Origin of the sequence: Arthrobacter sp. NPDC056493 (assembly GCF_042795115.1) — a bacterium.
Taxonomy (GTDB): domain Bacteria; phylum Actinomycetota; class Actinomycetes; order Actinomycetales; family Micrococcaceae; genus Arthrobacter.
In genome coordinates, this window is the sequence record NZ_JBHTSL010000004.1 from 89761 (window position 1) to 114101 (window position 24341).

The following is a 24341-nucleotide window of genomic DNA, read 5'->3' on the forward strand; positions in this document are numbered from 1 at the left end:
CACCGCGGCCGAAACAGCCGCCATGGACACTGCCCTGGAAGCCGCCCTGCAGGGGCCCCGGGGTGCCAATCCGCTGGTGGGCGCCGTCGTCGTCGGACCTGACGGACGCCAGTTGGCGACCGGATACCACCGCGGTGCCGGCACCGCGCACGCTGAAGCCGACGCGATAGCGGCGGCGGTCAGCTCCGGCGTCGACCTTCACGGGTCCACCATGGTGGTCACCCTGGAGCCCTGCAACCATGTGGGCCGCACAGGACCGTGCGCCCAGGCCATCATCGACGCCGGGATAGCGAACGTCGTATACGCCGTCGACGACCCCCATGACCCCGCCGCCGGCGGGGCCGCCACCCTGCGGGGCGCGGGAGTCAGCGTGCGCAGCGGACTGGCCGCCGGGCGTGCGCTGGAGCTGAACCGGCGCTGGTTCCGGGCCGTCGACGCCAAGCGCCCCTTCGTTACCCTGCACATCGCCCAGACCCTGGACAGCCGGATCGCGGCCGACGACGGAACCAGCCAGTGGATATCCAGCCCGGAGTCGCTGGCCGACAACCATGGCATCCGGAACCGGATCGACGCCATCCTCGTGGGAACCCAGACCGTCCTGGTGGACAACCCGCGTCTGACAGCCCGCGACGCCAACGGCGAGACCAGCGGCAAGCAGCCGCTGCGCGCGGTCATGGGCCTTCGCGACGTGCCGGAAGATGCGGCCGTGCGGGGCGAGGACGGCAGGGTCATGCATCTGCCCACGCGCGACCCCGAGGAGGCCTTGGCCATGCTGTTCGCCGCGGGTACCCGGCATGTCATGGTGGAGGGCGGATCGAGGATCCTCAGTGCTTTCCTGGCCGAGGGCCTCGTGGACGAACTCATCGTCTATCTGGCGCCCACACTGCTGGGCTCCGGCACGCCGGCCCTCAACGGCCTCGGCATCGGAACGCTGGCGGCGGCGCAGCGCTGGGAGTGGGATACGGCCTCCGGCGGCGCGGTCCGGTTCCTGGGCAGGGATCTTCGCCTGCACCTGCTGCCGGAGGAAGCCAGCGTGCCCCACCAGGCCCAGGACCCGCCCACGGGGGCACGCACCCCAGAGATGCAGGAAACGTCAACCGAATCACTACCCGTCCGCACAGCAGCGGGCACAGCCATGGGAGGCTACTGATGTTCACCGGAATTATCGCCGAACAGGGAAAGGTCCTGTCCGTGGACCGGAACGGGGACACGAGCGCAACGCTGCGCCTGCACGCCCCGGGCACCGCGGACGGGCTGCCGCTGGGCGGTTCCATCGCCGTCAACGGCGTCTGCCTGACGGCCACGGCCATCGACGGCAAGGATCTTAGCGTCGACGTCATGGGTGAGACCCTGGTCCGCAGCACCATCGGCGACCTTGTTGCAGGGGACCCCGTCAACCTGGAACGCTGCGTGCCCGCCGGCGGGCGCCTCGACGGACACGTGGTCCAGGGCCACGTGGACGGTGTGGGCGAACTGCTTGAACGCGAGCCGCAGGGAAACTGGGAACGGCTCCGGTTCGGCGTCCCTCAGCGGCTTGCGCGCTACATTGCGGAAAAGGGTTCCATCGCCATCGACGGCGTCTCCCTCACCGTCACCGCCGTCAGTCCGGCAGCCGAGACGGCGCCGTGGTTCGAGGTGGGGCTCATCCCCACCACCCTGGCCGACACCGGCCTCGGCGCCAAGCCGGCCGGGAGCAGGGTCAACCTTGAGGTGGACGTGCTGGCGAAGTACACCGAGCGGCTGCTGGCTTTCCGCACTGAGGGTTCGGCAGTTTCGGAAAACGGGGTACAGCTGTGAACGGCACGGCAAAGCTTGACCCCGCGGTTTCCGGCGCCCCGACGCCCGGCGGCCTGACCTCCGTCCCCCTGACCCTGGACCCGATCGAGGACGCCGTCCGCGCCATGGCCGCCGGCCTGCCGGTCCTGGTGGTGGACAACGAGGACCGGGAAAACGAAGGCGACATCATCTTCGCGGCCCAGCACGCCACCCCTGCCCTCATGGGCTGGACCATCCGGTACAGCTCCGGCGTCATCTGCGTGCCGCTCGACGGCGCCAGGGCGGACGCGCTGGAACTGCCGCCCATGGTGGAGGTCAACCAGGATTCGAAGGGCACGGCCTACACCGTCTCCTGCGACGCCGCCACCGGGGTGAGCACCGGCATCTCGGCCACCGACCGGGCACTTACCGCCCGCGTCATCGCCGATCCGGCCAGCGGCCCGGACACGCTGACCCGTCCCGGGCATATTTTTCCGCTGCGGGCCGTTAATGGGGGAGTGCGTGAACGCCCCGGCCACACCGAAGCGGCCGTCGACCTCTGCCGGCTCGCCGGCCTGGAGCCGGTGGGCGTGATCGCCGAAGTGGTGTATGACGACGGTGAAATGATGCGGCTGGACGGACTCCGGGTATTCGCTGCCGAGCACGGCTGCCCCTTGATCTCGATCGAGGACCTGGTTGCCTATCTGGGAGCTGACCACCGTGTATCTTCACAGGAGAGCACCTTGGAAGTCAGTCCGGCCGGAGAAGGGGAAACACGATGACGGCATCTCAAACAGCGGGACCGGTCAGCAACGGCCGGCAGCCGCATCCGGTGAGCAGCGGCCCCGTGGTCCAGCTGCCCACGGCATTCGGTGATTTCGTAACGCAGGCCTGGACCGATCTGGTGACCGGTGCCGAGCACCTCGCAGTCAGCTCCCCGAATCCGTCCAAGGACGGCAAGGCGCCCCTGGTGCGCCTGCATTCGGAATGCCTGACCGGCGACGTTTTTGGCTCCTACCGGTGCGACTGCGGGGAGCAGCTCGCTTATGCCCTGGAGCTGATCGCCGAGAATGGCGGCACGCTGCTGTACCTCCGCGGCCAGGAAGGCCGGGGCATCGGGCTGGCCAACAAGATCAAGGCCTACGCCCTGCAGGAGGCCGGGTTCGACACCGTCGAGGCCAATGAACAGCTCGGACTGCCAGTGGACGCCCGCTGCTACAAGGCTGCGGCGCAGATCCTGGCCGAAATGGGTCTGCACGAGATCCGGCTGCTGAGCAACAACCCGGACAAGCAGAACCGCCTGGCTACTGCCGGCGTCAAGGTTGTCGAGATGGTGCCCACCGAGGTGCCGTCCCGGGAACAGAACCTCCGGTACCTGCAGACCAAGAAGGACCGCATGGACCATCTGCTGACCCTCGACACCGAGACCGCAGGCGCACCCCGTACCGGCACTGACACTTTTGACCACGAACAAGACTGAACGGATCACGAAGACTTTATGAGCGGACACGGCGCACCCCAGATCGATCTCACCACCCTCGACCCCGCGGAAACCTCGCAGCTGAAGCTGGCGATTGTGGCGGCAAGCTGGCACACCCAGATCATGGACGGCCTGCTGGACGGCGCCCTGCGCGCCGCCAAGGACGCCGGCATCAACGAGCCGACAGTGCTGCGCGTCCCGGGCAGCTTTGAGCTGCCGGTCGCCGCCGCGCGGCTGGCACCGCACTTTGACGCCGTCGTTGCCCTCGGCGTCGTCATCCGCGGCGGAACGCCGCACTTTGACTACGTCTGCCAGGCCGCGACGTCGGGGCTTACCGATGTCAGCGTCAGCACCGGTGTGCCGGTCGGGTTCGGTGTGCTCACGTGCGACACCGAAGAGCAGGGCCTGGACCGGGCCGGCCTGCCCGGGTCCTCGGAAGACAAGGGGCATGAGGCCGTCACAGCCGCACTGGCCACGGCACTGCTGCTCAAGCAGTACTAAGGGCGTTTCCCCAGTTCCGGGGCGTTGCGGGGGTGCGGGCGCAAGCACACGGCGTGTGTAATCGCTCACATCCCCGCCGTCATGGAACTGCCCGACAGGCGGGCCCCGGCCCCGAGCAAGTAGGCTGGAGGGCGTGAAGAATTTCGAGACGCTGTTCGCAGAACTGAGCGAGAAGGCAGCGACCCGCCCCGAGGGCTCCCGCACCGTCGCCGAACTGGAGTCGGGAATCCACGGCATCGGCAAGAAAGTCGTGGAGGAAGCGGCTGAAGTCTGGATGGCTGCCGAGTACGAATCCGACGAAGCCGCCGCCGAGGAGATCTCGCAGCTCCTGTACCACCTGCAGGTCCTGATGCTCGCCAAAGGACTCAGCCTGGAAGACGTCTACAAGCATCTCTAGCCGCCTCTGCGTGGCCCCGCTTGCCTGACCCAAACTTCCAAACCAGAAAGACCTCCTCATGCTGCGTGTAGCCGTACCCAACAAGGGATCCCTGTCCGAAGCCGCCTCCGCCATGCTGTCCGAGGCGGGCTACCGCCAGCGCCGGGACAGCCGTGAGCTGGTCATGGTGGACCCCGACAACGAGATTGAGTTCTTCTTCCTCCGCCCCCGCGACATCGCCGTTTACGTCGGGCAGGGAACGCTCGACGTCGGAATCACCGGCCGCGACCTCCTGCTGGATGCACAGGTGGAGGCTGAGGAACTGCTTCCGCTCGGCTTTGCGGCCTCGACGTTCCGCTTCGCCGGACCGATCGGCGACTTCAGCGCCGTGGATGAACTTGAGGGCAAGCGCCTTGCCACCAGCTACGACGGTCTCCTGCGCGATTACCTGGCGGAGCGCGGCATCAAGGCGAAGGTGGTCCGGCTGGACGGCGCGGTGGAATCCTCCGTGCGTCTCGGCGTCGCGGACGCCATCGCCGACGTCGTCGAAACGGGCAACACGCTCAAGGCCGCCGGCATGGAGATCTTCGGCGAGCCGATCCTCAAGTCCGAGGCAGTGCTTATCCGCCGCACCGGCGAGGGCGGCGCGGCCAACGGCACGGCCAAGGAAATCGAGGTTCTGATCCGCCGCCTGCAGGGCGTCCTGGTGGCGCGCCAGTATGTGCTCATGGACTACGACATCCGCAAGGAGCTCGTGGAGCAGGCCGCCGGCCTGACGCCCGGCCTGGAGTCGCCCACCGTCTCGCCGCTGCGCGACTCTGACTGGGTGGCTGTCCGCTCCATGGTGCCCAAGAAGGAAACCAACCGGATCATGGACGAGCTGTACGACCTCGGCGCGCGCGCCATCCTGGTCAGCAGCATCCACGCCTGCCGCATCTGATCCGCTTCCTTTCGACAGCACACCCCCAGCAGTACAACAGGAGAAGTCATGGCTGTAGCCGTCCGCGTTATTCCCTGCCTGGACGTTGATGCCGGCCGCGTGGTCAAAGGCATTAACTTCGAAGGGCTCCGCGACGCCGGGGACCCCGTGGAACTGGCGCACCGTTACGACAACGCCGGCGCCGACGAACTCACCTTCCTTGATGTGACGGCTTCCTCCGGCAACCGGGAAACCACGTTCGACGTCGTCCGCCGCACCGCCGAGGAAGTGTTCATTCCATTGACTGTTGGCGGCGGCGTCCGCGGCGTGGCCGAGGTGGACAAGCTGCTGCGCTTCGGCGCCGACAAGGCCTCCATCAACACAGCCGCCGTTGCCCGCCCCGACGTCATCGACGAAATCACCCGGCACTTCGGTTCCCAGGTGCTGGTGCTGTCCGTGGACGCCCGGCGTGTTCGCCCGGGATCCCAGCCCACGCCGTCGGGCTTTGAGGTGACCACCCACGGTGGCCGCCAGGGCACCGGAATCGACGCCGTTGCCTGGGCCAGGGAAGCAGCGGACCGCGGCGTGGGGGAGATCCTGCTGAACTCGATCGACGCCGACGGCACCAAGGACGGCTTCGACCTTGAACTCATCCGGCTGGTCCGGTCCGCGGTCAAGGTTCCGATCATCGCCTCCGGCGGCGCCGGGGAGCCTGCGCACTTCGCACCCGCTGTCCAGGCCGGCGCAGACGCTGTCCTCGCGGCGTCGATCTTCCATTGGGGCCCCGACGACATGATGTCGCAGGTCAAGTCCGCCATCCGCGACGCCGGCTTCGAGGTCCGCTAGCCAGTACAAACCCAACTGACTCGCAGTTGTTGTCGTTTTGAGCGCTCATAACGACAACAACTGCGAGTCAGTTGGGTTAAAGCCCTACTTCGGCTGACTGGAGGAGGGCGACGGCGTCGGGCTGGCCTTCGAAGGTGACCAGGGCATGGCGCGTGCGGCCGTGGGCGTGCATGAGCAGCTCGCCGGGTTCCCCGACGATAGCGACTGACACGGGCGCGCGCTTGGCAACGTGCCGGGGGCCGGAAGGGCTGACCAGGACGATGCCCAGGTCCACGCCGCGGTAGAGGATGGCGGCCCGCTTGACCAGCTCATCCCACAGGGCGTCCGAGTACTCTTCGTCGAGGGCACGGGGTGCCCAGCGGTCAACGGCGCGCCGGACGTCCTCCGTGTGGACGAAGTATTCGATCAGGTTGGAGCTCTCATCCAGCGCCTTGATCTTCATGGGCGAGAGCGCCGGCGGTCCCGCGCGGAACGAGTTAACGAGCTTGGCGTAGTCGTCGGCGGTCCTGAGCTTTCCGGCCAGGCGGGATGTTGCCTTGTCCGAGGCCTTGGAGAGGCTCCTGATGATCAGGCCCAGCCCCACGGCAGCCTTCCGCTCGCGCAGGTAAAGGTGGGCCGCGAGGTCTCTGGTCTTCCAGCCCTTGCAGAGCGTGGGGGAGTCAGGACCGGCCGCCAGCAGGGTTTCGGCCAGGACTTCTCGGGACGGATCGACGAAATGCATCACTTGGAAAACTAGCACGTCCCCGGTGGAGTTGCGCAGTCTGTTGACAACGGTGGATTTGTGCCCGTCTTTCCAGTGCTGCTGCGCCCTTCCCGAAACACGAGAGCCTTCAAGAAACTCCAAGCTTTTTCCAAGCTCCTGCACCAAGTATGTGCAGGGGGAGTGCACGCAACTGGCTCCAGCGCATTATCAGACGCTGTTGGTCTGCTTCCGGGGGATGAGCCGGAAGGCTGCAGTGGAGCGACTAAGGAAACTCCATCTGTGGCGTGAGGAAACGTAATGGGCACTCTAAAGAAAATGGGCACACTCGGCAGCCTTGGGCTGCTTGTATCGGGCAGTTTGATAGTCGGTTCCGCGAACGCAGCCACGGCTGCTGTCTGCCGGACCGGCCTGGCCGCCCCCACCAGCACCACCTTCTCCGGGACGGTCGTAACGGCCACCAATTTCGAGGGAAACACGCTGTCGCCGTTCGTCAGGACCACCTCGGGGACCGGAACGGTGGCCGTGACAAGCCCGAAGGCGCACTCCGGGACATGCTCCGTCAGGATCCGTGCGACCGACACTTCAGGGTCGATAGCGAAGATGGGAGTCGCGCTGGCAACCGGGACAAAGCGGGCCAGCGCGGACGCCTGGGTCAACATCACCACTGGCGGGCTGGCCGGCAACAACGTGCCGTACGTCCGGTTCTTCTCAGGCTCCAACCGGGTGGCGGATGTCTTCCGCAACAACGCCAACGGGCAACTGTGGCTCCGGATCGCCAATCCCGACGGCACGGCCGGTTACACCAGGCTCCGGGCCGCCAGCGTTCCGCTGAACACCTGGCAGCACGTCAGGATGCAGGTGCGGGCGGACCGCGCCAGATCCTCCGTCCAGATCTGGTTCGGAACTGTCCAGGTGTTCAACAGGACGGTGAATCTGCCCACCGCGACCCTGAGCAGGGTCCAGTTCGGCGCCGAGCACCCGCGCCAGATGGGCGACAGCTACGTTGACGACGTCGTCGTGAAGCGTGCCGCCTCCTGACCGGACAAAAATACTGCCCCTTTCGAACAGCTGGCATGCAGCAGTCCGGACGGCCCGCAGTTGGCGGAACGCCTCCTGCGGGCCGTGACGCGTTAGCGGCGTTTGTGCCAGCGTCCCTTTGTAACAGTGTCCGCTGATGGGCACTAGACTTGACGTGATGTCTGAGCAGCCCGCCCCCAGCCCCGCCCCCGCCCCAACCGCCGGTTCGTCGTCCGCCGGTTCGTCGTCCGCCGGTTCGTCGTCCGCCGATGCACCATCCTCCGGCGCCGGCAAAAGCCTCGTGCCCGGGAGCCCGCTCCCGGCCGGGATTGCCGCGGCCCTGAAGAGGGACGGCGCCGGACTCGTGGCTGCCATCGTCCAGCAGTTCGACTCCAACGAGGTGCTCATGCTCGGCTGGATGGACGATGAAGCACTGAACCGGACGATGACCACCGGCCGCGTGACGTTCTATTCGCGCTCCCGCCAGGAGTACTGGCGCAAGGGTGACACTTCCGGCCACGTCCAGTGGGTCAAGTCGGTGGCCCTGGACTGCGACGGCGACGCCCTCCTCGTGCGGGTGGACCAGGTGGGGGCAGCATGCCACACCGGTACGCGGACCTGCTTTGACGGCCGGGCCTTCGACGTTGTGGCAGGTCCGGCCAACTAGCGGCCCGCCTTTTCCACCCAACAGGCTTCATACCAAGAACAGACGGAGAACCCATCGCAATGCAGGACCTCGGAATCATCAGCCCTGGCCTGGAAGAATTCCGGGAACTCGCCGCCCACAGCCGCGTCATCCCTGTCCGGCTCAAGGTGCTGGCGGATGCTGAAACGCCGATCGGGCTGTACCGGAAGCTGGCGCAGGGCCAGCCGGGCACGTTCCTCATGGAATCGGCGGCCGTTGGCGGAGCCTGGTCCCGCTACTCCTTCATCGGTTCCCGGTCCCGTGCAACGCTGACCACCAAGGACGGCGAGGCACACTGGCTGGGCGAGCCACCGGCGGGTGTGCCCGTGGACGGAAATCCGGTTGATGCCATCCGCGACACCATCGATGCTCTGCGTACCGACCGGTTCGACGGGCTTCCGCCGTTTACCTCCGGCCTCGTGGGCTTCCTTGGCTGGGAAACAGTCCGCCACTGGGAGAAACTGACCAGCCCGCCCGAGGACGACCTGCAGCTGCCCGAAATGGCGCTGAACCTCGTCACCGACATGGCCGTCCACGACAACATGGACGGCACGGTGCTGCTCATCGCCAACGCCATCAACTTCGACAACAGCTCCGAGCGCGTCGACGAGGCCTGGCATGACGCCGTCGCCCGCGTGAAGGAGCTGCTGGCACGCATCAGCACCCCGGTGCCCCAGCCGGTGTCCGTGCTGGAGCCGGCGGCCCTCGATTTCGCCGCCAGCGTCCAGGAGCGCTGGCACGAGCCCGAGTACCTTGCCGCCCTCGACCGGGGCAAGGAAGCGATCGTGGACGGCGAAGTCTTCCAGGTGGTCATCTCCCGCCGCTTCGAGATGGAGTGCGGGGCGTCGCCGCTGGACGTCTACCGGGTGCTGCGCAACACCAACCCGAGCCCGTACATGTACATCTTCAGCCTCGAGGACGCCGCCGGCCGGGAGTATTCGATCGTTGGCTCGTCGCCGGAGGCGCTGGTGACCGTCACCGGCGAGGACGTCATCACCCACCCCATCGCCGGCTCCCGGCCCCGCGGCAAGACCGTGGACACGGACAAGGCAATGGCGGAGGAACTCCTCGCGGACCAGAAGGAACGGGCGGAGCACCTCATGCTGGTGGACCTGTCCCGCAACGACCTGTCGAAGGTCTGCGTGGCGGGTTCCGTGGACGTTACCCAGTTCATGGAGGTGGAGCGGTTCAGCCACATCATGCACCTGGTCTCCACCGTCGTCGGACGCCTGGCCCCCACGGCGAAGGCCTATGACGTCCTGAAGGCCACGTTCCCGGCCGGAACACTGTCCGGCGCCCCGAAGCCGCGCGCCCTGCGCCTCCTGGATGAGCTCGAGCCGCACCGGCGCGGCATCTACGGCGGCGTGGTGGGCTACCTGGACTTCGCCGGCGACATGGACATGGCCATCGCCATCCGCTCCGCGCTGCTGCGCGAAGGGCGTGCGTATGTCCAGGCGGGCGGCGGCATCGTGGCTGACTCGAGCAACCCGGCCGAGGCGCAGGAAACCGTCAACAAGGCGGCGGCCCCGCTGCGGGCTGTCCACACGGCCGGCTCGCTGCACAACATCAGCCCCGACTCCGTCAGCAGTCCCGACCCAGCCGCCGGGGCAAGCTCCTGATGGCTGTTCCCGCAGGATCCGCCGTGCCGGCCAAGGCGCGCCGCGCGGTGCCGGGCTGGGCCCGCAAGTCAACGGTGGTGCTGCTGATCGCGGCCCTGGCGCTGGCGGTCTTCGGCACCACCACGCAGACCTGGCTGACGGTGCACCTGGACCCCCAGCAGCTGGGCCAGGCCGCCGGCGGCGAAAACGGACTCCAGGTCCAGGGCAGCAAGGCCGCCACCACGGTCACAGCCCTGGCCCTCGTCGCCCTGGCGGGCGGCCTCGCGGCCTCCATCGCCGGAAAGATCGCACGCTGGATCATCACGGCCATCATCGTGCTGGCGGCGGCCGGTATCATCACCGCGGCCGCCACCGTCCTCGCTGATCCCCTCGCCGCAGCCCAAGGCTCCATCGCCGCCGCCACCGGCGTCTCCGGAGGGGCCGCGGACGTCAGTGTGAGCGCCTTCCCCGTGCTCGCCGTCGTCGCAGGTTCCCTGCTCGCCGTTGGCGGCCTGCTGGTGGTTCCGGCGGGGCGCTATTGGAAGTCGCGGACCAAGTACGACGCCGCGGCGGCGGGTCCCGCAGGCAGCCAGAGCGGCCCGGTGGATGAGATCGACAGCTGGGACAGGCTCTCCCGGGGCGACGACCCCACCTGAGCCGGCGGGTCACGCAGCCACGCACCCCGGCCGCGATGCCGAAGGCCGCGGCAAAAAATGGCAGAATGTAAGCAGTATTGATCCTGAGGAGATTCACATGAGCAAAGCCACTGTTTCCGGTACAAAGCCCGCGGCCCCCAAGGAGCACCACGGCATCGACCACAGCATCGACCTGGGCCACGGCAACAGCCCGGCCGCCTGGACCTGCGTGATCGTCATGCTCATCGGCGCCCTCATCGCCTCCATCGCGTTCGTCATTGCCAACAGCCCGATCTTCTGGGCCGGCATCGCCGTCATGTTCGTGGGCCTGCTGGCAGGCTTCATCATGCGCAAGGCCGGCTACGGCGTGGGCGGCAGCAAGATCAAGAACTCCGGCCACTAACCGTGACTGTTCTCGATGACATCAACGCCGGTGTCAGGGAGGACATGGAGGACCGGAAACGCCTCGTGTCCCTCGCGGAACTGAAGGACCGCGCCCTGGCGGCGGCTCCTGCCCGGGACGCCTGGGCTGCCCTGGGCGGGCTGTCCCAGGACCGCGGCGAGCTCAAGGTCATCGCCGAGATCAAACGCCGCAGCCCGTCCAAGGGCGACCTCGCCAGCATCGCGGACCCCGCGTCGCTGGCCGTGCAGTACGCCGACGGCGGAGCCGCGGTGATCAGCGTGCTCACCGAGCAGCGCCGTTTCAACGGTTCGCTGGCTGACCTGGACGCCGTCCGCGCCCGGGTGGACGTCCCGCTGCTCCGCAAGGACTTCACGCTGGACGAGTACCAGATCTGGGAAGCCCGCGCCCACGGTGCGGACCTCATTCTCCTGATCGTGGCGGCACTCTCCGACCAGCAGCTGCGTGAATTCAGCGCGCTCAGCCGTGAGCTGGGCATGAACGTGCTGGTGGAAACGCACACGCCGGAGGAAGTCGAGCGCGCCGTGGCCGCCGACGCCCGGATCATCGGCGTCAACGTCCGCAACCTCAAGACGCTCGACGTCGACCGTTCCGTTTTCGCCTCCCTCGCCGGGAGCATTCCCTCCGGCGCCGTGGTGGTGGCGGAGTCTGGCGTTCGGAACGCCGACGACGTTGCGCACTACGCGGCGCACGGCGCCAACGCCATCCTCGTAGGGGAGGCGCTCGTCAGCGACGCCACCCCGCGTGAACGAATTGCGGAGTTCACAGCGGCCGGGGCCGCGGCCATCGCCGCCCGGGCCTGAGCTCCCACCCAACCGTGGCACCATCTGTCCGCACGCCGTGTGGACAGATGGCGTCTGACATCAACAAGAAAAAGTGAACAGGATGGTGAGACTGATGGCCGACGCGCCAACAGCCGGCTCTGACCAGGGCTCGGTGGATGCATTCCTGCAGGGAGGCACCTCGCTGCGCCACGCCCCGGGGCCCTACTTCGGCGCCTACGGCGGCCGCTGGATGCCTGAGTCACTGATCGCCGCCCTGGACGAGCTCGAGGACACGTTCGAGAAGGCCAAGGCCGATCCCGGGTTCATCGCCCAGATCGCGGACCTGAACAAGAACTACTCCGGCCGGCCCTCACTCCTGACCGAGGCCAAGCGCTTTGCCGAGCACGCCGGCGGCGTCCGGATCTTCCTCAAGCGCGAGGACCTGAACCACACCGGATCGCACAAGATCAACAACGTGCTGGGCCAGGCACTGCTTGCCAAGCGGATGGGCAAGACCCGCGTCATCGCCGAAACCGGCGCCGGCCAGCACGGTGTGGCCAGCGCCACGGCCGCGGCCCTGCTGGGCCTGGAATGCGTCGTCTACATGGGGGCCGAAGACTGCCGCCGGCAGGCGCTGAACGTGGCCCGGATGGAACTCCTGGGCGCCACGGTCATCCCCGTCACGAACGGTTCGCAGACCCTCAAGGACGCCATCAACGAAGCCCTCCGGGACTGGGTGGCCAACGTCGGCAACACCCATTACCTGCTCGGCACGGCCGCGGGCGCCCACCCGTTCCCGGCCCTGGTCCGCTACTTCCACGAGGTCATCGGCGAGGAGGCCCGCGAGCAGATCCTCGAGCAGGCCGGCCGCCTGCCGGACGCCGTCTGCGCCTGCATCGGCGGCGGCTCGAACGCCATCGGCATCTTCCACGGCTTCCTCGATGACCCGTCCGTGAAGATCTACGGCTTCGAAGCCGGCGGCGACGGCGTCGAGACCGGCCGCCACGCGGCCACCATCACGCTCGGCCGGCCGGGCGTGCTGCACGGCGCCCGGTCCTACCTCATGCAGGACGACGACGGCCAGACCATCGAGTCGCACTCCATTTCGGCCGGCCTGGACTACCCCGGCGTCGGACCCGAGCACTCCTACCTGGCCGACATCGGACGCGTCAGCTACGAGCCGATCACGGACAGCGAAGCCATGGAAGCCTTCCGGCTCCTGTGCCGCACCGAGGGCATCATCCCCGCGATCGAGTCCTCCCACGCCCTCGCGGGCGCCATCAAGGTGGGCCAGCGGCTGGCAGCGGAAGGCGGCAATGCTGCAGAGAAGATCGTGATCGTGAACCTGTCCGGCAGGGGAGACAAGGACGTCGCCACCGCGGCGGAGTGGTTCGACCTCCTGGACAAGGATTCGGCCGAGGCAGCCATCGGCAAGGAAGGGGAGCAGCTGTGAGCACGGCGCAAAACACGAGCAATTCGGCCAGCAGCAACTCGGATACGAGCAAGTCGGCCGTCGCCATCGACAAGGCCCGCGCGGAAGGCCGTGCGGCCCTGATCGGCTACCTGCCCGCCGGGTACCCCAGCGTCGAGGAAACGATCGCCGCCGGCATTGCGCTGGCGCGCAACGGTGCCGACCTGATCGAAATCGGCATCCCGTACTCGGACCCGGTCATGGACGGCCCGGTCATCCAGGCAGCCACCACCGAGGCCCTGGCCAACGGGTTCCACGTCCGCCAGGTCTTCGATGTCGTCGCCGGCATCACCAGCCAGACTGACGCGGCCGTGCTGGTCATGACGTACTGGAACCCCGTGGTCCGGATGGGCGTGGACGAGTTCTCCCGCCGCCTGGCCGAGGCCGGGGGAGCAGGGCTCATCACCCCGGACCTGATCCCGGACGAAGCGGCCGAGTGGATGGACGCGTCCGAGAAGTACGGCCTGGACCGTGTTTTCCTAGTGGCGCCTTCCTCCACACCGGAGCGCATGCGCCGGACCGTGGACGCGAGCCGCGGCTTCGTCTATGCCGTCTCCATCATGGGCGTTACCGGTGCCCGCACCGCCGTGAGCGACGCAGCCACCGGTGTAGTGGCGGCGGCCAAGGCCGCCGGCGCGGAACGCGTGTGCGTTGGCCTCGGCGTCTCCACCGCCGGGCAGGTCGCGGAGATCGCGGCCTACGCGGACGGCGTGATCGTCGGTTCGGCGCTTGTTGCGGCCGTCCGCGACGGCGGCGTGGACGCCGTCGCGCAGCTCACCAAAGACCTCAGTACCGGACTGACCAGGAAGTAACCGCACCCATGCAGACGCTCCTCACCGCAGCCGCACTGGTACAGAACGGCGTGCTTCCAGCAGGTATGGTGCCCGCAAGCATCCCGAGCCCGGACTGGTCCGGGTTCGACATTCCGCTGCCGTGGGGATCGCTCCGCATCCATGCCTACGCCCTGTGCATCCTGGCGGGCATCGTCGTCGGCCTCTGGCTGACGTCCGTCCGCTGGGCCAGGCGCGGCGCGCCCGAAGGGAGCGTCTGGGACATCGCCATCTGGGCCATCCCCTTCGGCATCATCGGCGGCCGGCTCTACCACGTGTTCTCGTCCCCGGACGCGTATTTCGGCCCAGGCTTCGACGGCACCGGGGACCTGTCCCTGATCCCGCAGATCCAGCGCGGCGGCCTCGGAATCTGGGGTGCCGTGGTGCTGGGTGCGTTTGGCGCCTGGATCGGCTGCCGCCGCGCAGGGGTCAAGCTCACGGCCTTCATCGACGCGGCGGCCCCGGGGCTGCTGCTGGCGCAGGCCCTCGGCCGGTGGGGAAACTACTTCAACCAGGAGCTCTTCGGCGGACCCACCACGCTGCCGTGGGGACTCCAGGTGGACCCGGACAACGCCAACTTCCCCGCCGGATACCCCGCGGACACCCTGTTCCACCCCACGTTCCTCTACGAATCGCTGTGGAACATCGCGGGTGTGCTGATCCTCCTGGCCCTCGACCGCCGGTTCCACTTCCGCCGCGGGCGGCTCTTCTGGCTGTATGCCATGTATTACACGCTGGGCCGGGTCTGGATCGAGGCCATGCGGATCGATGACGCCGAACAGATCAGCCTGTTCGGCATCACCACCCGCCTGAACGTCTGGACCAGCATCTTCGTGTTCATCGCCGCCCTGGCGGTGTTCATTGTGCTGGGCCGGCGCAAGGACGGCAACGCGGACAGCGTCTACCTGCCAGGCCGGGAGCCCGCCCCTGCGGTCTCCGAGGAGGCCGACGGCGGGGAGTTGGCGTCCGTTAAGGCCGACGGCGGGAAGCCGGCTGCCGCTGGAACGGCCAGCTCGGCGTCGGGACCGGACACGCCAAAGCATTCCGGTTCCGCCCCCAATGTGACCGGCCATCCGGTCCGTGATACGGACTCTGTTGTCTCAGATAGTGAATCGCGTGATAATCTCCCTGATAACCAAAACGGTTCCGGGCTAGCTTCTGCCCAAACGGAAGCAGTCCCGGCATCCACCGGCGGAACCCCAACCGCCGCGGAGTCGCGGAACACCGGAAAGTCCGGTGGCACAGACGCCGGGACCGCACCGGAGGCCGACAGCTCACGCTAGAAGGCGCCGGTACCAGGGCAGCAGAGAGCTACCGCTCGGAGCGCCCACCACCACAGCGTCGTGGAAGGGGCAACTTCGGTCAGCAGAGAGCTGCTGGCCGGTCAAGCCCGGGGCGGAAGCCTGCGTAACTGTTAGTTCAGCACGTATGCCTGCCCTACAATTTCCAGTAAGCAGTAACACTTTGTTGTGCCCATCACAGAGGCGCTCTGAGTGGGGCCAACGTTGTCCCTTCCATACGCACGATCAGGAGGAAGGACGTCTCCCATGACCCAAACTCTTTCAAGCCCCAGCTGGTCCGAACCGAACCAGCCGGACGCCGCCATGTCGCCGTTCAAGCGGTTTGCGGCGCTCCCCGAGGCATCCGGGCTCTACAACCCGGAGCAGGAGAAGGACGCCTGCGGTCTTGCGATTATCGCCACCCTGCGCGGTGAGCCCGGCTACGACATTGTCGACGCCGCCCTTACCGCCCTGCGCAACCTCGAGCACCGCGGTGCCGTCGGTGCAGATGAGGGAACGGGTGATGGCGCGGGCCTCCTGATGCAGGTGCCGGACGAGTTCTTCCGAGCCGTCACCGAATTCGAGCTCCCGGCCCCCGGCCAGTACGTCGTGGGCACCGCCTTCCTGCCTGCTGAGCAGCGCGAGGCCGACGCCGCCAAGGCCGGCATCGAGGGCCTGGCCGCCGATGAGGGGCTGACAGTCTTGGGCTGGCGCGAGGTTCCCGTCGTCGCCGACCTGGTCGGCGCCATGGCGCGCGCCTGCATGCCGTACTTCTCCCAGCCGTTCTTCGCCTCGGCAACCGGCGAGCAGCTGGACCGCAATGACATCGATGGCCGCGCCTGGCGCATCCGCAAGCGCGCCCAGAACAAGTTCGGCGTCTACTTCCCCTCGCTGTCGTCCCGGACCATCGTCTATAAGGGCATGCTGACCACCGCGCAGCTGGAGCCGTTCTACCCGGACCTTTCGGACAAGCGCTTCAAGACCAAGCTGGCGATCGTCCACTCGCGTTTCTCCACGAACACCTTCCCGTCCTGGCCGCTGGCCCAGCCGTTCCGCACCATCGCCCACAACGGTGAAATCAACACAGTCAAGGGCAACCGGAACTGGATGCGCGCCCGCCAGTCGCAGCTTGCCAACCCGCTGCTGGGGGATTCGCCGGAAGAGCTGTTCCCGATCTGCACGCCCGGCGCGTCCGACTCCGCGTCCTTCGACGAGGTGGCCGAGCTGCTGTGGCTGTCCGGCCGCCCCATCACGCACTCCATCATGATGATGATCCCCGAGGCCTGGGAAAACCACGCCACAATGGATCCGGCACGCCGTGCGTTCTACGAATACCACTCACTCCTGATGGAACCCTGGGACGGCCCCGCCGCCGTGTCGTTCACCGATGGCAACCTCGTGGGCGCCACCCTGGACCGCAACGGCCTGCGCCCCGGCCGCTACTGGATCACCGAGGACGGCCTGGTCGTCTTCGCCTCCGAGGTGGGCGTCATCGACGTCGAACCCTCCAAGGTGGTCAAGAAGGGCCGCGTCTCGCCCGGCAAGATGTTCCTGGTGGACACCGAGGCCGGCCGCATCATCGGTGATGAAGAGGTCAAGGCCGAGGTCGCCGCCGCGAACCCCTGGGCCGAGTGGCTCAAGGACAACCTGATCGACCTCAAGAACCTGCCCGAACGTGAGCACGTGGTGCACACGGCCGCGTCCGTGAACATTCGCCAGCGCACCTTCGGCTACACCACCGAAGAGCTGAAGATCCTCCTGGGCCCGATGGCCCGCACCGGTGCCGAGCCGCTCGGTGCCATGGGCTCCGACACCCCGGTGGCCGTGCTGTCCAAGCGCCCTCGCCTGCTCTTCGACTACTTCGTGCAGTCCTTCGCGCAGGTCACAAACCCGCCGCTGGACGCCATCCGGGAAGAGCTGGTCACCTCCCTGACCTGTGCCATCGGCCCCAACGGCAACCTCCTGGACACCAAGCAGGTGCGCCAGCCGCAGGTCTCCCTGCCGTTCCCGGTGATCAACAACGACCAGCTCGCCAAGATCGCCAACATTGAGAACGCCGAGGGCGACAAGGTTGCCATGAAGGTCCGCGGCCTCTACCGGCCCGAGGGCGGGGAGAACGCCCTGCGCGCCCGGCTTACCGAAATCTGCGAGCAGGTTTCCGGTGCCATCAACCGCGGCGTGCAGTACGTGGTCCTCTCGGACCGCGACTCCAACGCCCAGTGGGCCCCGATCCCGTCCCTGCTGCTGGTCAGCGCCGTGCACCACCACCTGCTGCGCAGCGCCAACCGCACCAAGACCGCCCTGGTGGTCGAGGCCGGCGACGTGCGCGAGACGCACCATGTGGCTGTCCTGGTGGGCTACGGCGCCTCCGCCGTGAACCCGTACCTGGCCATGGAGTCCGTCGAGCAGCTCATCGCTGCCGGCGACGTGGTGGGCGTGACCCCGCAGGACGGCGTCTACAACCTGATCAAGGGGCTCGGCAAGGGCGTCCTGAAGATCATGTCCAAGATGGGCATCTCCACCGTGGCGTCCTACACCGGCGCCCAGACGTTCGAGGCGCTGGGCCTGGGCCAGGAGCTCGTGGACGAATTCTTCGCCGGCACGCACTCCCAGCTGGGCGGCGTGGGCCTGGACGTCATCGCGGCCGAGGTTTCCGCGCGGCACCAGATGGCCTACCCGGAGGGCGGCATCGAGCAGCCGCACCGGCCCCTGCTGGGCGGCGGCGAGTACCAGTGGCGCCGCGACGGCGAACCGCACCTCTTCAACCCGGAGACGGTTTTCCGGCTGCAGCACGCGACGCGTGAGCGCCGCTACGACATCTTCAAGGCGTACACCAAAGGCGTGGACGACCAGTCCGAGAACCTGATGACCCTCCGCGGTCTGCTCAAGTTCAAGGACGGCGTGCGGCCCGCCGTTCCGCTCGAGGAAGTCGAGCCGGTCTCCAGCATCGTCAAGCGCTTCTCCACGGGCGCCATGAGCTACGGCTCCATCTCGAAGGAAGCCCACGAGACCCTCGCGATCGCCATGAACCGGCTGGGCGGCAAGTCCAACACCGGTGAAGGCGGCGAGGACGTGGACCGCCTGCTGGATCCGGAACGCCGTTCGGCCGTCAAGCAGATTGCCTCGGGCCGCTTCGGTGTCACGAGCCTCTACCTGAGCAACGCCGACGACATCCAGATCAAGATGGCCCAGGGCGCCAAGCCCGGTGAAGGCGGCCAGCTGATGGCCCAGAAGGTGTACCCCTGGGTTGCCCGGACGCGCCACTCGACTCCCGGCGTCGGACTCATCTCCCCGCCCCCGCACCACGACATCTACTCGATCGAGGACCTCGCGCAGCTCATCTACGATGCGAAGCGCGCGAACCCCTCGGCCCGGGTGCACGTCAAACTCGTCTCCGAGGTGGGCATCGGCACAGTTGCCGCCGGCGTCACCAAGGCCAAGGCCGACGTCGTGCTTGTTTCCGGGCACGACGGCGGAACCGGCGCCTCGCCGCTGAACTCGCTCAAGCACGCCGGTGTGCCGTGGGAGCTGGGTCTCGCAGAGACCCAGCAGACCCTCATGCTCAACGGCCTGCGCGACCGCGTGGTGGTACAGGTGGACGGCCAGCTCAAAACCGGCCGCGACGTCGTGATCGCCGCGCTGCTTGGCGGCGAGGAATTCGGCTTCGCCACGGCGCCGCTGGTGGTTGAGGGCTGCATCATGATGCGCGTCTGCCACCTGGACACCTGCCCGGTGGGCGTTGCCACGCAGAACCCCGAGCTGCGAGCCCGCTTCAGCGGCAAGCCGGAGTTCGTGGTCAACTTCTTCGAGTTCCTGGCCGAGGAAGTCCGCGAGATCCTCGCGGAGCTCGGTTTCCGGAGCATCGAGGAGGCGATCGGCCACGCCGAAATGCTGGACACCCAGGAGGCCATCAGCCACTGGAAGGCCGAAGGCCTGGACCTGGATCCGATCCTGCACGGCCTCGAGTTTGACGACGACGCCCCGCTGCGGAACCTGACCGGCCAGAACCACGAGCTGGACAAGCATTTCGACCAGCGGCTCATCACCATGGCCGCCGAGGCGCTGACCGACCGTGCCCCGGTGAAGATCACGGTTGACGTCATCAACACCGACCGCTCGGTGGGCACCATGCTCGGCCACGTCGTGACCAAGACATTCGGCACGGACGTGCTGGCCACGGACACAATCGACATCACGCTGAACGGCACCGCCGGGCAGTCGCTGGGTGCGTTCCTGCCTGCCGGCATCACGCTGCGCATGTACGGCGACTCCAATGACTACGTCGGCAAGGGCCTCTCCGGCGGCCGGATCATCGTCCGCCCGGACCGCACCAACGTGTTCCAGGCGGAACGTAACGTCGTCGCCGGCAACGTGATCGGCTACGGCGCGACGAGCGGCGAGATGTTCCTGCGCGGCCAGGTGGGCGAACGCTTCCTGGTGCGCAACTCGGGCGCCACCGCGGTGGTCGAAGGCATCGGCGACCATGGCTGTGAGTACATGACCGGTGGCCAGACGCTGATCATCGGCCGCACCGGCCGCAACTTCGGCGCGGGCATGTCCGGCGGTACGGCCTACGTGCTGGACCTGGACACAGCCCGGGTCAACAAGGAAGCCCTGCAGTCCGGCGAACTCCAGCTCCTCGAGCTGGACGCCGAGGACCGCGATATTGTCCACGGCCTGCTGGTCAAGCACGTGGAGGAAACCGAATCCCAGCTGGCTGCGCGTCTGCTCGATAACTTCGACGACACCGCTGCCCGCATTACCAAGGTGCTGCCGCGCGACTACGCCGCAGTGCTGCAAACCCGTCTTGACGCCATCGAAGAGGGCCTGGACCCCGACGGCGAAGAAGTTTGGTCTCGAATCCTGGAGGTGACCGGTGGCTGATCCACGCGGATTTCTGAAAGTACGTCAGCGTGAAACCCAGCCGCGCCGTCCCGTTCCCGTCCGCATCATGGACTGGAAGGAAGTTTACGAGGCCCAGGAAAAGGGTGTCCTGAAGAGCCAGGCCGGCCGCTGCATGGACTGCGGCGTGCCGTTCTGCCACCAGGGATGCCCGCTGGGCAACCTGATTCCCGAGTGGAACGATCTCATGTGGCGGGACAAGGGCGAGGAAGCGATTGAGCGGCTGCATGCCACCAACAACTTCCCCGAATGGACCGGCCGGCTCTGCCCCGCCCCGTGCGAGGCGTCCTGCGTGCTGGGCATCAACCAGCCCGCGGTGACCATCAAGCAGGTCGAGGTGTCCATCATCGATGAGGCCTTCGACAACGGCTGGGTCAACCCACTGCCCCCGCACCGCCTCACCGGCAAGACGGTCGCCGTCGTCGGTTCCGGCCCTGCCGGCCTGGCGGCTGCCCAGCAGCTGACGCGCGTTGGCCACACCGTGGCCGTCTACGAACGGGACGACAAGATCGGCGGCCTGCTGCGGTACGGCATCCCCGACTTCAAGATGGAAAAAGAGCAGGTGGACCGCCGGCTCGAGCAGATGAAGGCCGAAGGCACCCGCTTCCGCACCGGCGTCGCCGTCGGTACGGACGTCACTTGGGAGCAGCTGCGCCGCCGCTACGACGCCGTGGTTATCGCCACGGGTGCAACGGTGCCGCGTGACCTGCCCATTCCGGGCCGCGATTTCGACGGCGTGCACTTCGCCATGGATTACCTGGTGCCGTCCAACCGCGTGGTGGCGGGCGAGTCCCCGGAGAACCACATCGACGCCCGCGGCAAGCACGTGGTCATCCTCGGCGGCGGCGACACCGGTGCGGACTGCATCGGTACGGCACACCGCCACCAGGCAGCCTCGGTGACCACCCTGGCCATCGGCAAGCAGCCGCCGCTGGAACGCGCCGGCCACCAGCCGTGGCCGACATTCCCCACCCTGTTCGAGGTGGCCAGCGCCCACGAGGAAGGCGGTGAGCGCACGTACCTCGCCTCTACCGTTGAGTTCGTGGGCGAGGACGGCAAGCTGACCGGTGTCAAGGTTGCCGAGACCGAATTCGTGGACGGCAAGCGCCTCCCGAAGGCCGGCACCGAGCGGATCATCCCCGCCGACCTGGTGTTCCTGTCCCTGGGCTTCACCGGAGCGGAACCCGCCGGCATCACCGAGCAGGTCAGTGCCGAGTTCGACGGCCGCGGCAACGTGGCCCGTGACGGCTATTACATGACCAACACCGAGGGTGTCTTCGTGGCGGGCGACGCCGGCCGCGGACAGTCCCTGATCGTGTGGGCCATTGCCGAGGGCCGTGCCGCCGCCGCGGCGGTGGACAAGTTCCTGATGGGCAGCACCATCCTTCCTGCACCCGTGGCTCCGACGGACCGCGCCATCGCTGTCCTGTAGCGCGCCTCCCTCCGTGGCGGCCGATCCGGGGATGAAATTCATCTCCGCGACAACTTAACCAATGCAAGTGACAAATAGGGTAGGTATATGAGACGCGCAAAGATTGTGGCCACCTTCGGACCGGCCATTGCCAGCTACGAAAACACCCTCGCGGTGCTGGAAGCCGGCGTTGATGTAGCCCGCATGAACATGAGCCACGGTGACTACTCCGTGCATGACAACACCTATGAAAATGTCCGCAAGGCCGCCTCCGACCTGGGCAAGGCCGTGGCGATCATGGCTGACCTGCAGGGCCCCAAGATCCGCCTGGGCCGCTTCGTCGATGGTCCGCACCAGCTGGCCGTGGGGGACATCTTCACGATCACCACTGAGGACGTGCCCGGCACCAAGGACATCTGCTCCACCACGCTCAAGAGCCTTACCGAGGACGTCAACCCGGGCGACGCCCTGCTGATCGACGACGGCAAGGTGGCGCTGCGTGCCATCGAGGTGGACGACGTCAAGGTTGTCGCCAAGGTGACCGTCGGTGGTTTTGTGTCCAACAACAAGGGCATCAACCTCCCGGGTGTTGCCGTCAACGTCCCCGCACTGAGCGAAAAGGACGAGGACGACCTGCGCTGGGCCATGCGCCGCGGCGTGGACATGGTTGCACTGTCCTTCGTGCGTGACGCCGCGGACATCAAGCGAGTCCACGAAATCATGGACGAAGAGGGACGCCGCGTACCGGTGATCGCCAAGATCGAGAAGCCGCAGGCCGTTGACCAGCTGCACGAGATCATTGACGCCTTCGACGCCATCATGGTTGCCCGCGGCGACCTGGGTGTGGAGCTTCCGCTGGAGGAAGTGCCGATCGTGCAGAAGCGCGCCATCGAACTGGCGCGCCGCTGGGCCAAGCCGGTCATCGTGGCCACGCAGGTTCTCGAGTCCATGATCGACAACCCGCGCCCGACCCGTGCAGAGGCCTCCGACTGCGCCAACGCAGTGCTCGACGGCGCGGACGCGGTCATGCTCTCCGGCGAGACCAGCGTGGGCAAGTACCCGATCGAGACGGTCAAGACCATGGCCCGGATCATCGAGTCCACCGAGGAGCACGGCCTGGAGCGCGTCCCCCCACTGGGCACCAAGCCCAAGACCCGCGGTGGCGCCATCACCCGTGCCGCCGTCGAAATCGCCGACCAGCTGGACGCCAAGTACATTTGTACGTTCACGCAGTCCGGTGACTCGGCTCGCCGCCTGTCCCGCCTCCGTCCGATCAAGCCGGTTTTCGCGTTCACTCCGGTGGAGCACGTGTGGAACCAGCTGGCGCTGACCTGGGGCATCCAGCCGCAGCTGGTTGCCATGGTGGGCCACACGGATGAAATGACCGCGCAGGTGGACCGCAGTCTGCTGGACATGAACCTGGTGGAAGACGGCGACCTCGTGGTCATCGCTGCCGGTTCCCCTCCCGGAAAGGCGGGTTCGACCAACTCGCTGAAGGTCCACAAGGTGGGCGACCTCGCCGACACCCCGCGCCTGGGTGAGGCTTCCGAGAAGAAGGAAAAGCTCGGCCCGTGGCCGGAAAAGAAGAAGAAGAACAAGGACAAGGCTGCAGCGGGTCCCGCTGAGTAGCCTGACCTGAAAGGGAGGATCCCCGCTACCGGTTTGCTGGTGGCGGGGATCCTCTTTTTTGGTTTTTCTTGGTTTCCGTGGCTTTTTTTGGCTCTTTGGCGCGGAAAACGGAGGGACCCCGGCGCGATGCCGGGGTCCCTCCTTACTTGCTGCTTCTTGGCGTTAGTTGACCTGGTTGATGATGGTCTCGGCCACTTCGCGCATGCTGAGACGGCGGTCCATCGAGGTCTTCTGGATCCAGCGGAAGGCTTCCGGCTCCGTCAGGCCCATCTTGGTGGTCAGCAGGCTCTTGGCGCGTTCCACGAGCTTGCGGGTGGCGAACTGCTCCTGCAGGTCGGTGACCTCGGCTTCGAGGGCCTTGATCTCCTCGTGGCGGGACAGCGCGATCTCCAGGGCGGGGATCAGGTCGGCGGGCGTGAACGGCTTCACCACGTAGGCCATGGCACCGGCATCGCGGGCGCGCTCCACGAGTTCCTTCTGGCTGAACGCGGTCAGGAGCACCACGGGGGCGATGCGTGCCTTGACGATCTTCTCGGCTGCGGAGATGCCGTCCATGACGGGCATCTTCACGTCCATGAGGACCAGGTCCGGCTTGAGCTCCTCGGCCAGCTGCACGGCCTTCTCGCCGTTGTCGGCCTCGCCGATGACGTCGTAGCCCTCGCCCCGCAGGATTTCGATGATGTCGAGGCGGATGAGGGTTTCGTCTTCGGCCACGACGACGCGGCGCGCGGGCTGGGACGTTTTGTTTGACTCCGTCGGTTCTGACACGGGATCTCCTTGAAAAGGTACGGCGGGACTATGACTATCTTAGTTGGGCCCCGCGCTTGTACTTGGATCGGCATGGCTTGTTGCGACGGCGGTGGCGCGATTCTGGGTTTTAGCCTATCTGCATGTAGAGTAATTCCGCGCACTGGTAGTGGCTGCGTTGATCACACTTAGCTGTGAGCTTACGATTGTTACTCCGTGTACTCCGCGCCCGAGTGGCGGAATTGGCAGACGCGCCGCACTCAAAATGCGGTATCGAAAGGTGTGTGGGTTCGAGTCCCACCTCGGGCACAGTATTTGCGCAGGTCAGGGGCTATTTGGCCGTGAGGGTGTGCACAAAAGCTCGTTTTCTG

Annotated in this window: 22 protein-coding genes and 1 tRNA gene; 21 read left to right on the plus strand and 2 right to left on the minus strand. The window is 67.0% G+C overall.

Annotated elements, in window-relative coordinates; all coding sequences use genetic code 11:
* The first annotated feature begins 22 nt into the window (after positions 1-22).
* The 8 genes from ribD to hisF all read left to right on the plus strand — a co-directional run bounded on the left by ribD (position 23) and on the right by hisF (position 5877).
* Positions 23-1150, plus strand: coding sequence for a bifunctional diaminohydroxyphosphoribosylaminopyrimidine deaminase/5-amino-6-(5-phosphoribosylamino)uracil reductase RibD (gene ribD, locus ACFQ50_RS02930; RefSeq protein ID WP_377994082.1), 1128 nt, complete (start codon positions 23-25; stop codon positions 1148-1150).
* A complete protein-coding gene (locus ACFQ50_RS02935; protein ID WP_377994025.1) occupies positions 1150-1797 on the plus strand; it encodes a riboflavin synthase in 648 nt (215 codons plus the stop codon). Before ribD ends, ACFQ50_RS02935 begins: the two co-directional genes overlap by 1 nt.
* The gene (gene ribB, locus ACFQ50_RS02940) at positions 1794-2537 is read left to right on the plus strand and encodes a 3,4-dihydroxy-2-butanone-4-phosphate synthase (RefSeq protein WP_377994026.1); all 744 of its coding nucleotides are present in this window, start codon (positions 1794-1796) and stop codon (positions 2535-2537) included. Before ACFQ50_RS02935 ends, ribB begins: the two co-directional genes overlap by 4 nt.
* Positions 2534-3235, plus strand: a complete 702-nt coding sequence (gene ribA / locus ACFQ50_RS02945; protein WP_377994027.1) for a GTP cyclohydrolase II — start codon at positions 2534-2536, stop codon at positions 3233-3235. Before ribB ends, ribA begins: the two co-directional genes overlap by 4 nt.
* 18 nt (positions 3236-3253) lie before the next feature.
* Complete coding sequence (ribH, locus tag ACFQ50_RS02950) at positions 3254-3736, plus strand: 6,7-dimethyl-8-ribityllumazine synthase (protein ID WP_377994028.1); 483 nt, start codon at positions 3254-3256, stop codon at positions 3734-3736.
* Positions 3737-3869: 133 nt separating this feature from the next.
* Positions 3870-4133, plus strand: a complete 264-nt coding sequence (locus tag ACFQ50_RS02955) for a phosphoribosyl-ATP diphosphatase (RefSeq protein WP_003801526.1) — start codon at positions 3870-3872, stop codon at positions 4131-4133.
* Between the two features lie 58 nt (positions 4134-4191).
* Complete coding sequence (hisG, locus tag ACFQ50_RS02960) at positions 4192-5052, plus strand: ATP phosphoribosyltransferase (protein WP_377994029.1); 861 nt, start codon at positions 4192-4194, stop codon at positions 5050-5052.
* Positions 5053-5100: 48 nt separating this feature from the next.
* The gene (gene hisF, locus ACFQ50_RS02965) at positions 5101-5877 is read left to right on the plus strand and encodes an imidazole glycerol phosphate synthase subunit HisF (RefSeq protein WP_377994030.1); all 777 of its coding nucleotides are present in this window, start codon (positions 5101-5103) and stop codon (positions 5875-5877) included.
* Between the two features lie 76 nt (positions 5878-5953).
* On the opposite strand, the gene ACFQ50_RS02970 is transcribed toward hisF, so the two are convergent.
* A complete protein-coding gene (locus tag ACFQ50_RS02970; RefSeq protein ID WP_377994031.1) occupies positions 5954-6598 on the minus strand; it encodes a TIGR03085 family metal-binding protein in 645 nt (214 codons plus the stop codon).
* 279 nt (positions 6599-6877) lie between these two features.
* On the opposite strand from ACFQ50_RS02970, the gene ACFQ50_RS02975 reads away from it, so the two are divergent.
* The 12 genes from ACFQ50_RS02975 (at position 6878) to pyk (ending at position 23223) form a co-directional block, all read left to right on the plus strand.
* Positions 6878-7618, plus strand: coding sequence for a hypothetical protein (locus tag ACFQ50_RS02975; protein ID WP_377994032.1), 741 nt, complete (start codon positions 6878-6880; stop codon positions 7616-7618).
* A gap of 157 nt (positions 7619-7775) precedes the next feature.
* Positions 7776-8264, plus strand: coding sequence for a phosphoribosyl-AMP cyclohydrolase (hisI, locus tag ACFQ50_RS02980; protein ID WP_377994033.1), 489 nt, complete (start codon positions 7776-7778; stop codon positions 8262-8264).
* 59 nt (positions 8265-8323) lie between these two features.
* Positions 8324-9901, plus strand: a complete 1578-nt coding sequence (locus ACFQ50_RS02985; RefSeq protein WP_377994034.1) for an anthranilate synthase component I — start codon at positions 8324-8326, stop codon at positions 9899-9901.
* Entirely contained in the window at positions 9901-10536 is a 636-nt protein-coding gene (locus ACFQ50_RS02990) for a Trp biosynthesis-associated membrane protein (RefSeq protein WP_377994035.1), read from the plus strand. The genes ACFQ50_RS02985 and ACFQ50_RS02990 overlap by 1 nt, the downstream gene beginning before the upstream one ends.
* A gap of 97 nt (positions 10537-10633) precedes the next feature.
* On the plus strand, positions 10634-10918 hold the full coding sequence (locus ACFQ50_RS02995) for an HGxxPAAW family protein (protein WP_377994036.1): 285 nt from the start codon (positions 10634-10636) through the stop codon (positions 10916-10918).
* Positions 10919-10920: 2 nt separating this feature from the next.
* Positions 10921-11739 carry an indole-3-glycerol phosphate synthase TrpC gene (gene trpC, locus ACFQ50_RS03000; protein ID WP_377994037.1) on the plus strand — a complete coding sequence of 273 codons (819 nt, stop codon included), beginning with the start codon at positions 10921-10923 and terminating at the stop codon, positions 11737-11739.
* Positions 11740-11833: 94 nt separating this feature from the next.
* Complete coding sequence (gene trpB, locus ACFQ50_RS03005) at positions 11834-13153, plus strand: tryptophan synthase subunit beta (RefSeq protein WP_377994038.1); 1320 nt, start codon at positions 11834-11836, stop codon at positions 13151-13153.
* Entirely contained in the window at positions 13150-13983 is an 834-nt protein-coding gene (gene trpA / locus ACFQ50_RS03010; protein WP_377994039.1) for a tryptophan synthase subunit alpha, read from the plus strand. Before trpB ends, trpA begins: the two co-directional genes overlap by 4 nt.
* 8 nt (positions 13984-13991) lie before the next feature.
* Positions 13992-15284: a prolipoprotein diacylglyceryl transferase gene (gene lgt, locus ACFQ50_RS03015; RefSeq protein WP_377994040.1), complete on the plus strand. Its 1293-nt coding sequence runs from the start codon at positions 13992-13994 to the stop codon at positions 15282-15284.
* 264 nt (positions 15285-15548) lie between these two features.
* Positions 15549-20165 (plus strand): glutamate synthase large subunit, encoded by a 4617-nt coding sequence (gene gltB, locus ACFQ50_RS03020; RefSeq protein ID WP_377994041.1) that lies wholly within the window; start codon positions 15549-15551, stop codon positions 20163-20165.
* Entirely contained in the window at positions 20158-21615 is a 1458-nt protein-coding gene (locus ACFQ50_RS03025) for a glutamate synthase subunit beta (RefSeq protein ID WP_377994042.1), read from the plus strand. The genes gltB and ACFQ50_RS03025 overlap by 8 nt, the downstream gene beginning before the upstream one ends.
* 87 nt (positions 21616-21702) lie before the next feature.
* Complete coding sequence (gene pyk, locus ACFQ50_RS03030) at positions 21703-23223, plus strand: pyruvate kinase (protein WP_377994043.1); 1521 nt, start codon at positions 21703-21705, stop codon at positions 23221-23223.
* A gap of 162 nt (positions 23224-23385) precedes the next feature.
* Here pyk and ACFQ50_RS03035 read toward each other — a convergent pair whose 3' ends face one another.
* Positions 23386-23991, minus strand: coding sequence for an ANTAR domain-containing response regulator (locus ACFQ50_RS03035; protein WP_306922492.1), 606 nt, complete (start codon positions 23989-23991; stop codon positions 23386-23388).
* A 206-nt stretch (positions 23992-24197) separates the two neighbouring features.
* On the opposite strand from ACFQ50_RS03035, the gene ACFQ50_RS03040 reads away from it, so the two are divergent.
* A tRNA-Leu gene (locus ACFQ50_RS03040) sits at positions 24198-24279 on the plus strand.
* The last annotated feature ends 62 nt before the right edge of the window (positions 24280-24341 follow it).

Bases quoted from the DNA above. Each gene is read 5' to 3' on its own strand.
- ribH (WP_377994028.1), top strand. From the start codon at position 3,254: ATGAGCGGACACGGCGCACCCCAGATCGATCTCACCACCCTCGACCCC.
- ACFQ50_RS02995 (WP_377994036.1), top strand. From the start codon at position 10,634: ATGAGCAAAGCCACTGTTTCCGGTACAAAGCCCGCGGCCCCCAAGGAG.
- ACFQ50_RS02985 (WP_377994034.1), top strand. From the start codon at position 8,324: ATGCAGGACCTCGGAATCATCAGCCCTGGCCTGGAAGAATTCCGGGAA.
- gltB (WP_377994041.1), top strand. From the start codon at position 15,549: ATGACCCAAACTCTTTCAAGCCCCAGCTGGTCCGAACCGAACCAGCCG.
- hisG (WP_377994029.1), top strand. From the start codon at position 4,192: ATGCTGCGTGTAGCCGTACCCAACAAGGGATCCCTGTCCGAAGCCGCC.
- ACFQ50_RS02975 (WP_377994032.1), top strand. From the start codon at position 6,878: ATGGGCACTCTAAAGAAAATGGGCACACTCGGCAGCCTTGGGCTGCTT.
- lgt (WP_377994040.1), top strand. From the start codon at position 13,992: ATGCAGACGCTCCTCACCGCAGCCGCACTGGTACAGAACGGCGTGCTT.
- hisI (WP_377994033.1), top strand. From the start codon at position 7,776: ATGTCTGAGCAGCCCGCCCCCAGCCCCGCCCCCGCCCCAACCGCCGGT.
- ribD (WP_377994082.1), top strand. From the start codon at position 23: ATGGACACTGCCCTGGAAGCCGCCCTGCAGGGGCCCCGGGGTGCCAAT.
- ribA (WP_377994027.1), top strand. From the start codon at position 2,534: ATGACGGCATCTCAAACAGCGGGACCGGTCAGCAACGGCCGGCAGCCG.
- hisF (WP_377994030.1), top strand. From the start codon at position 5,101: ATGGCTGTAGCCGTCCGCGTTATTCCCTGCCTGGACGTTGATGCCGGC.
- pyk (WP_377994043.1), top strand. From the start codon at position 21,703: ATGAGACGCGCAAAGATTGTGGCCACCTTCGGACCGGCCATTGCCAGC.
- ACFQ50_RS02990 (WP_377994035.1), top strand. From the start codon at position 9,901: ATGGCTGTTCCCGCAGGATCCGCCGTGCCGGCCAAGGCGCGCCGCGCG.
- ACFQ50_RS02970 (WP_377994031.1), bottom strand. From the start codon at position 6,598: ATGCATTTCGTCGATCCGTCCCGAGAAGTCCTGGCCGAAACCCTGCTG.
- ACFQ50_RS02935 (WP_377994025.1), top strand. From the start codon at position 1,150: ATGTTCACCGGAATTATCGCCGAACAGGGAAAGGTCCTGTCCGTGGAC.
- trpB (WP_377994038.1), top strand. From the start codon at position 11,834: ATGGCCGACGCGCCAACAGCCGGCTCTGACCAGGGCTCGGTGGATGCA.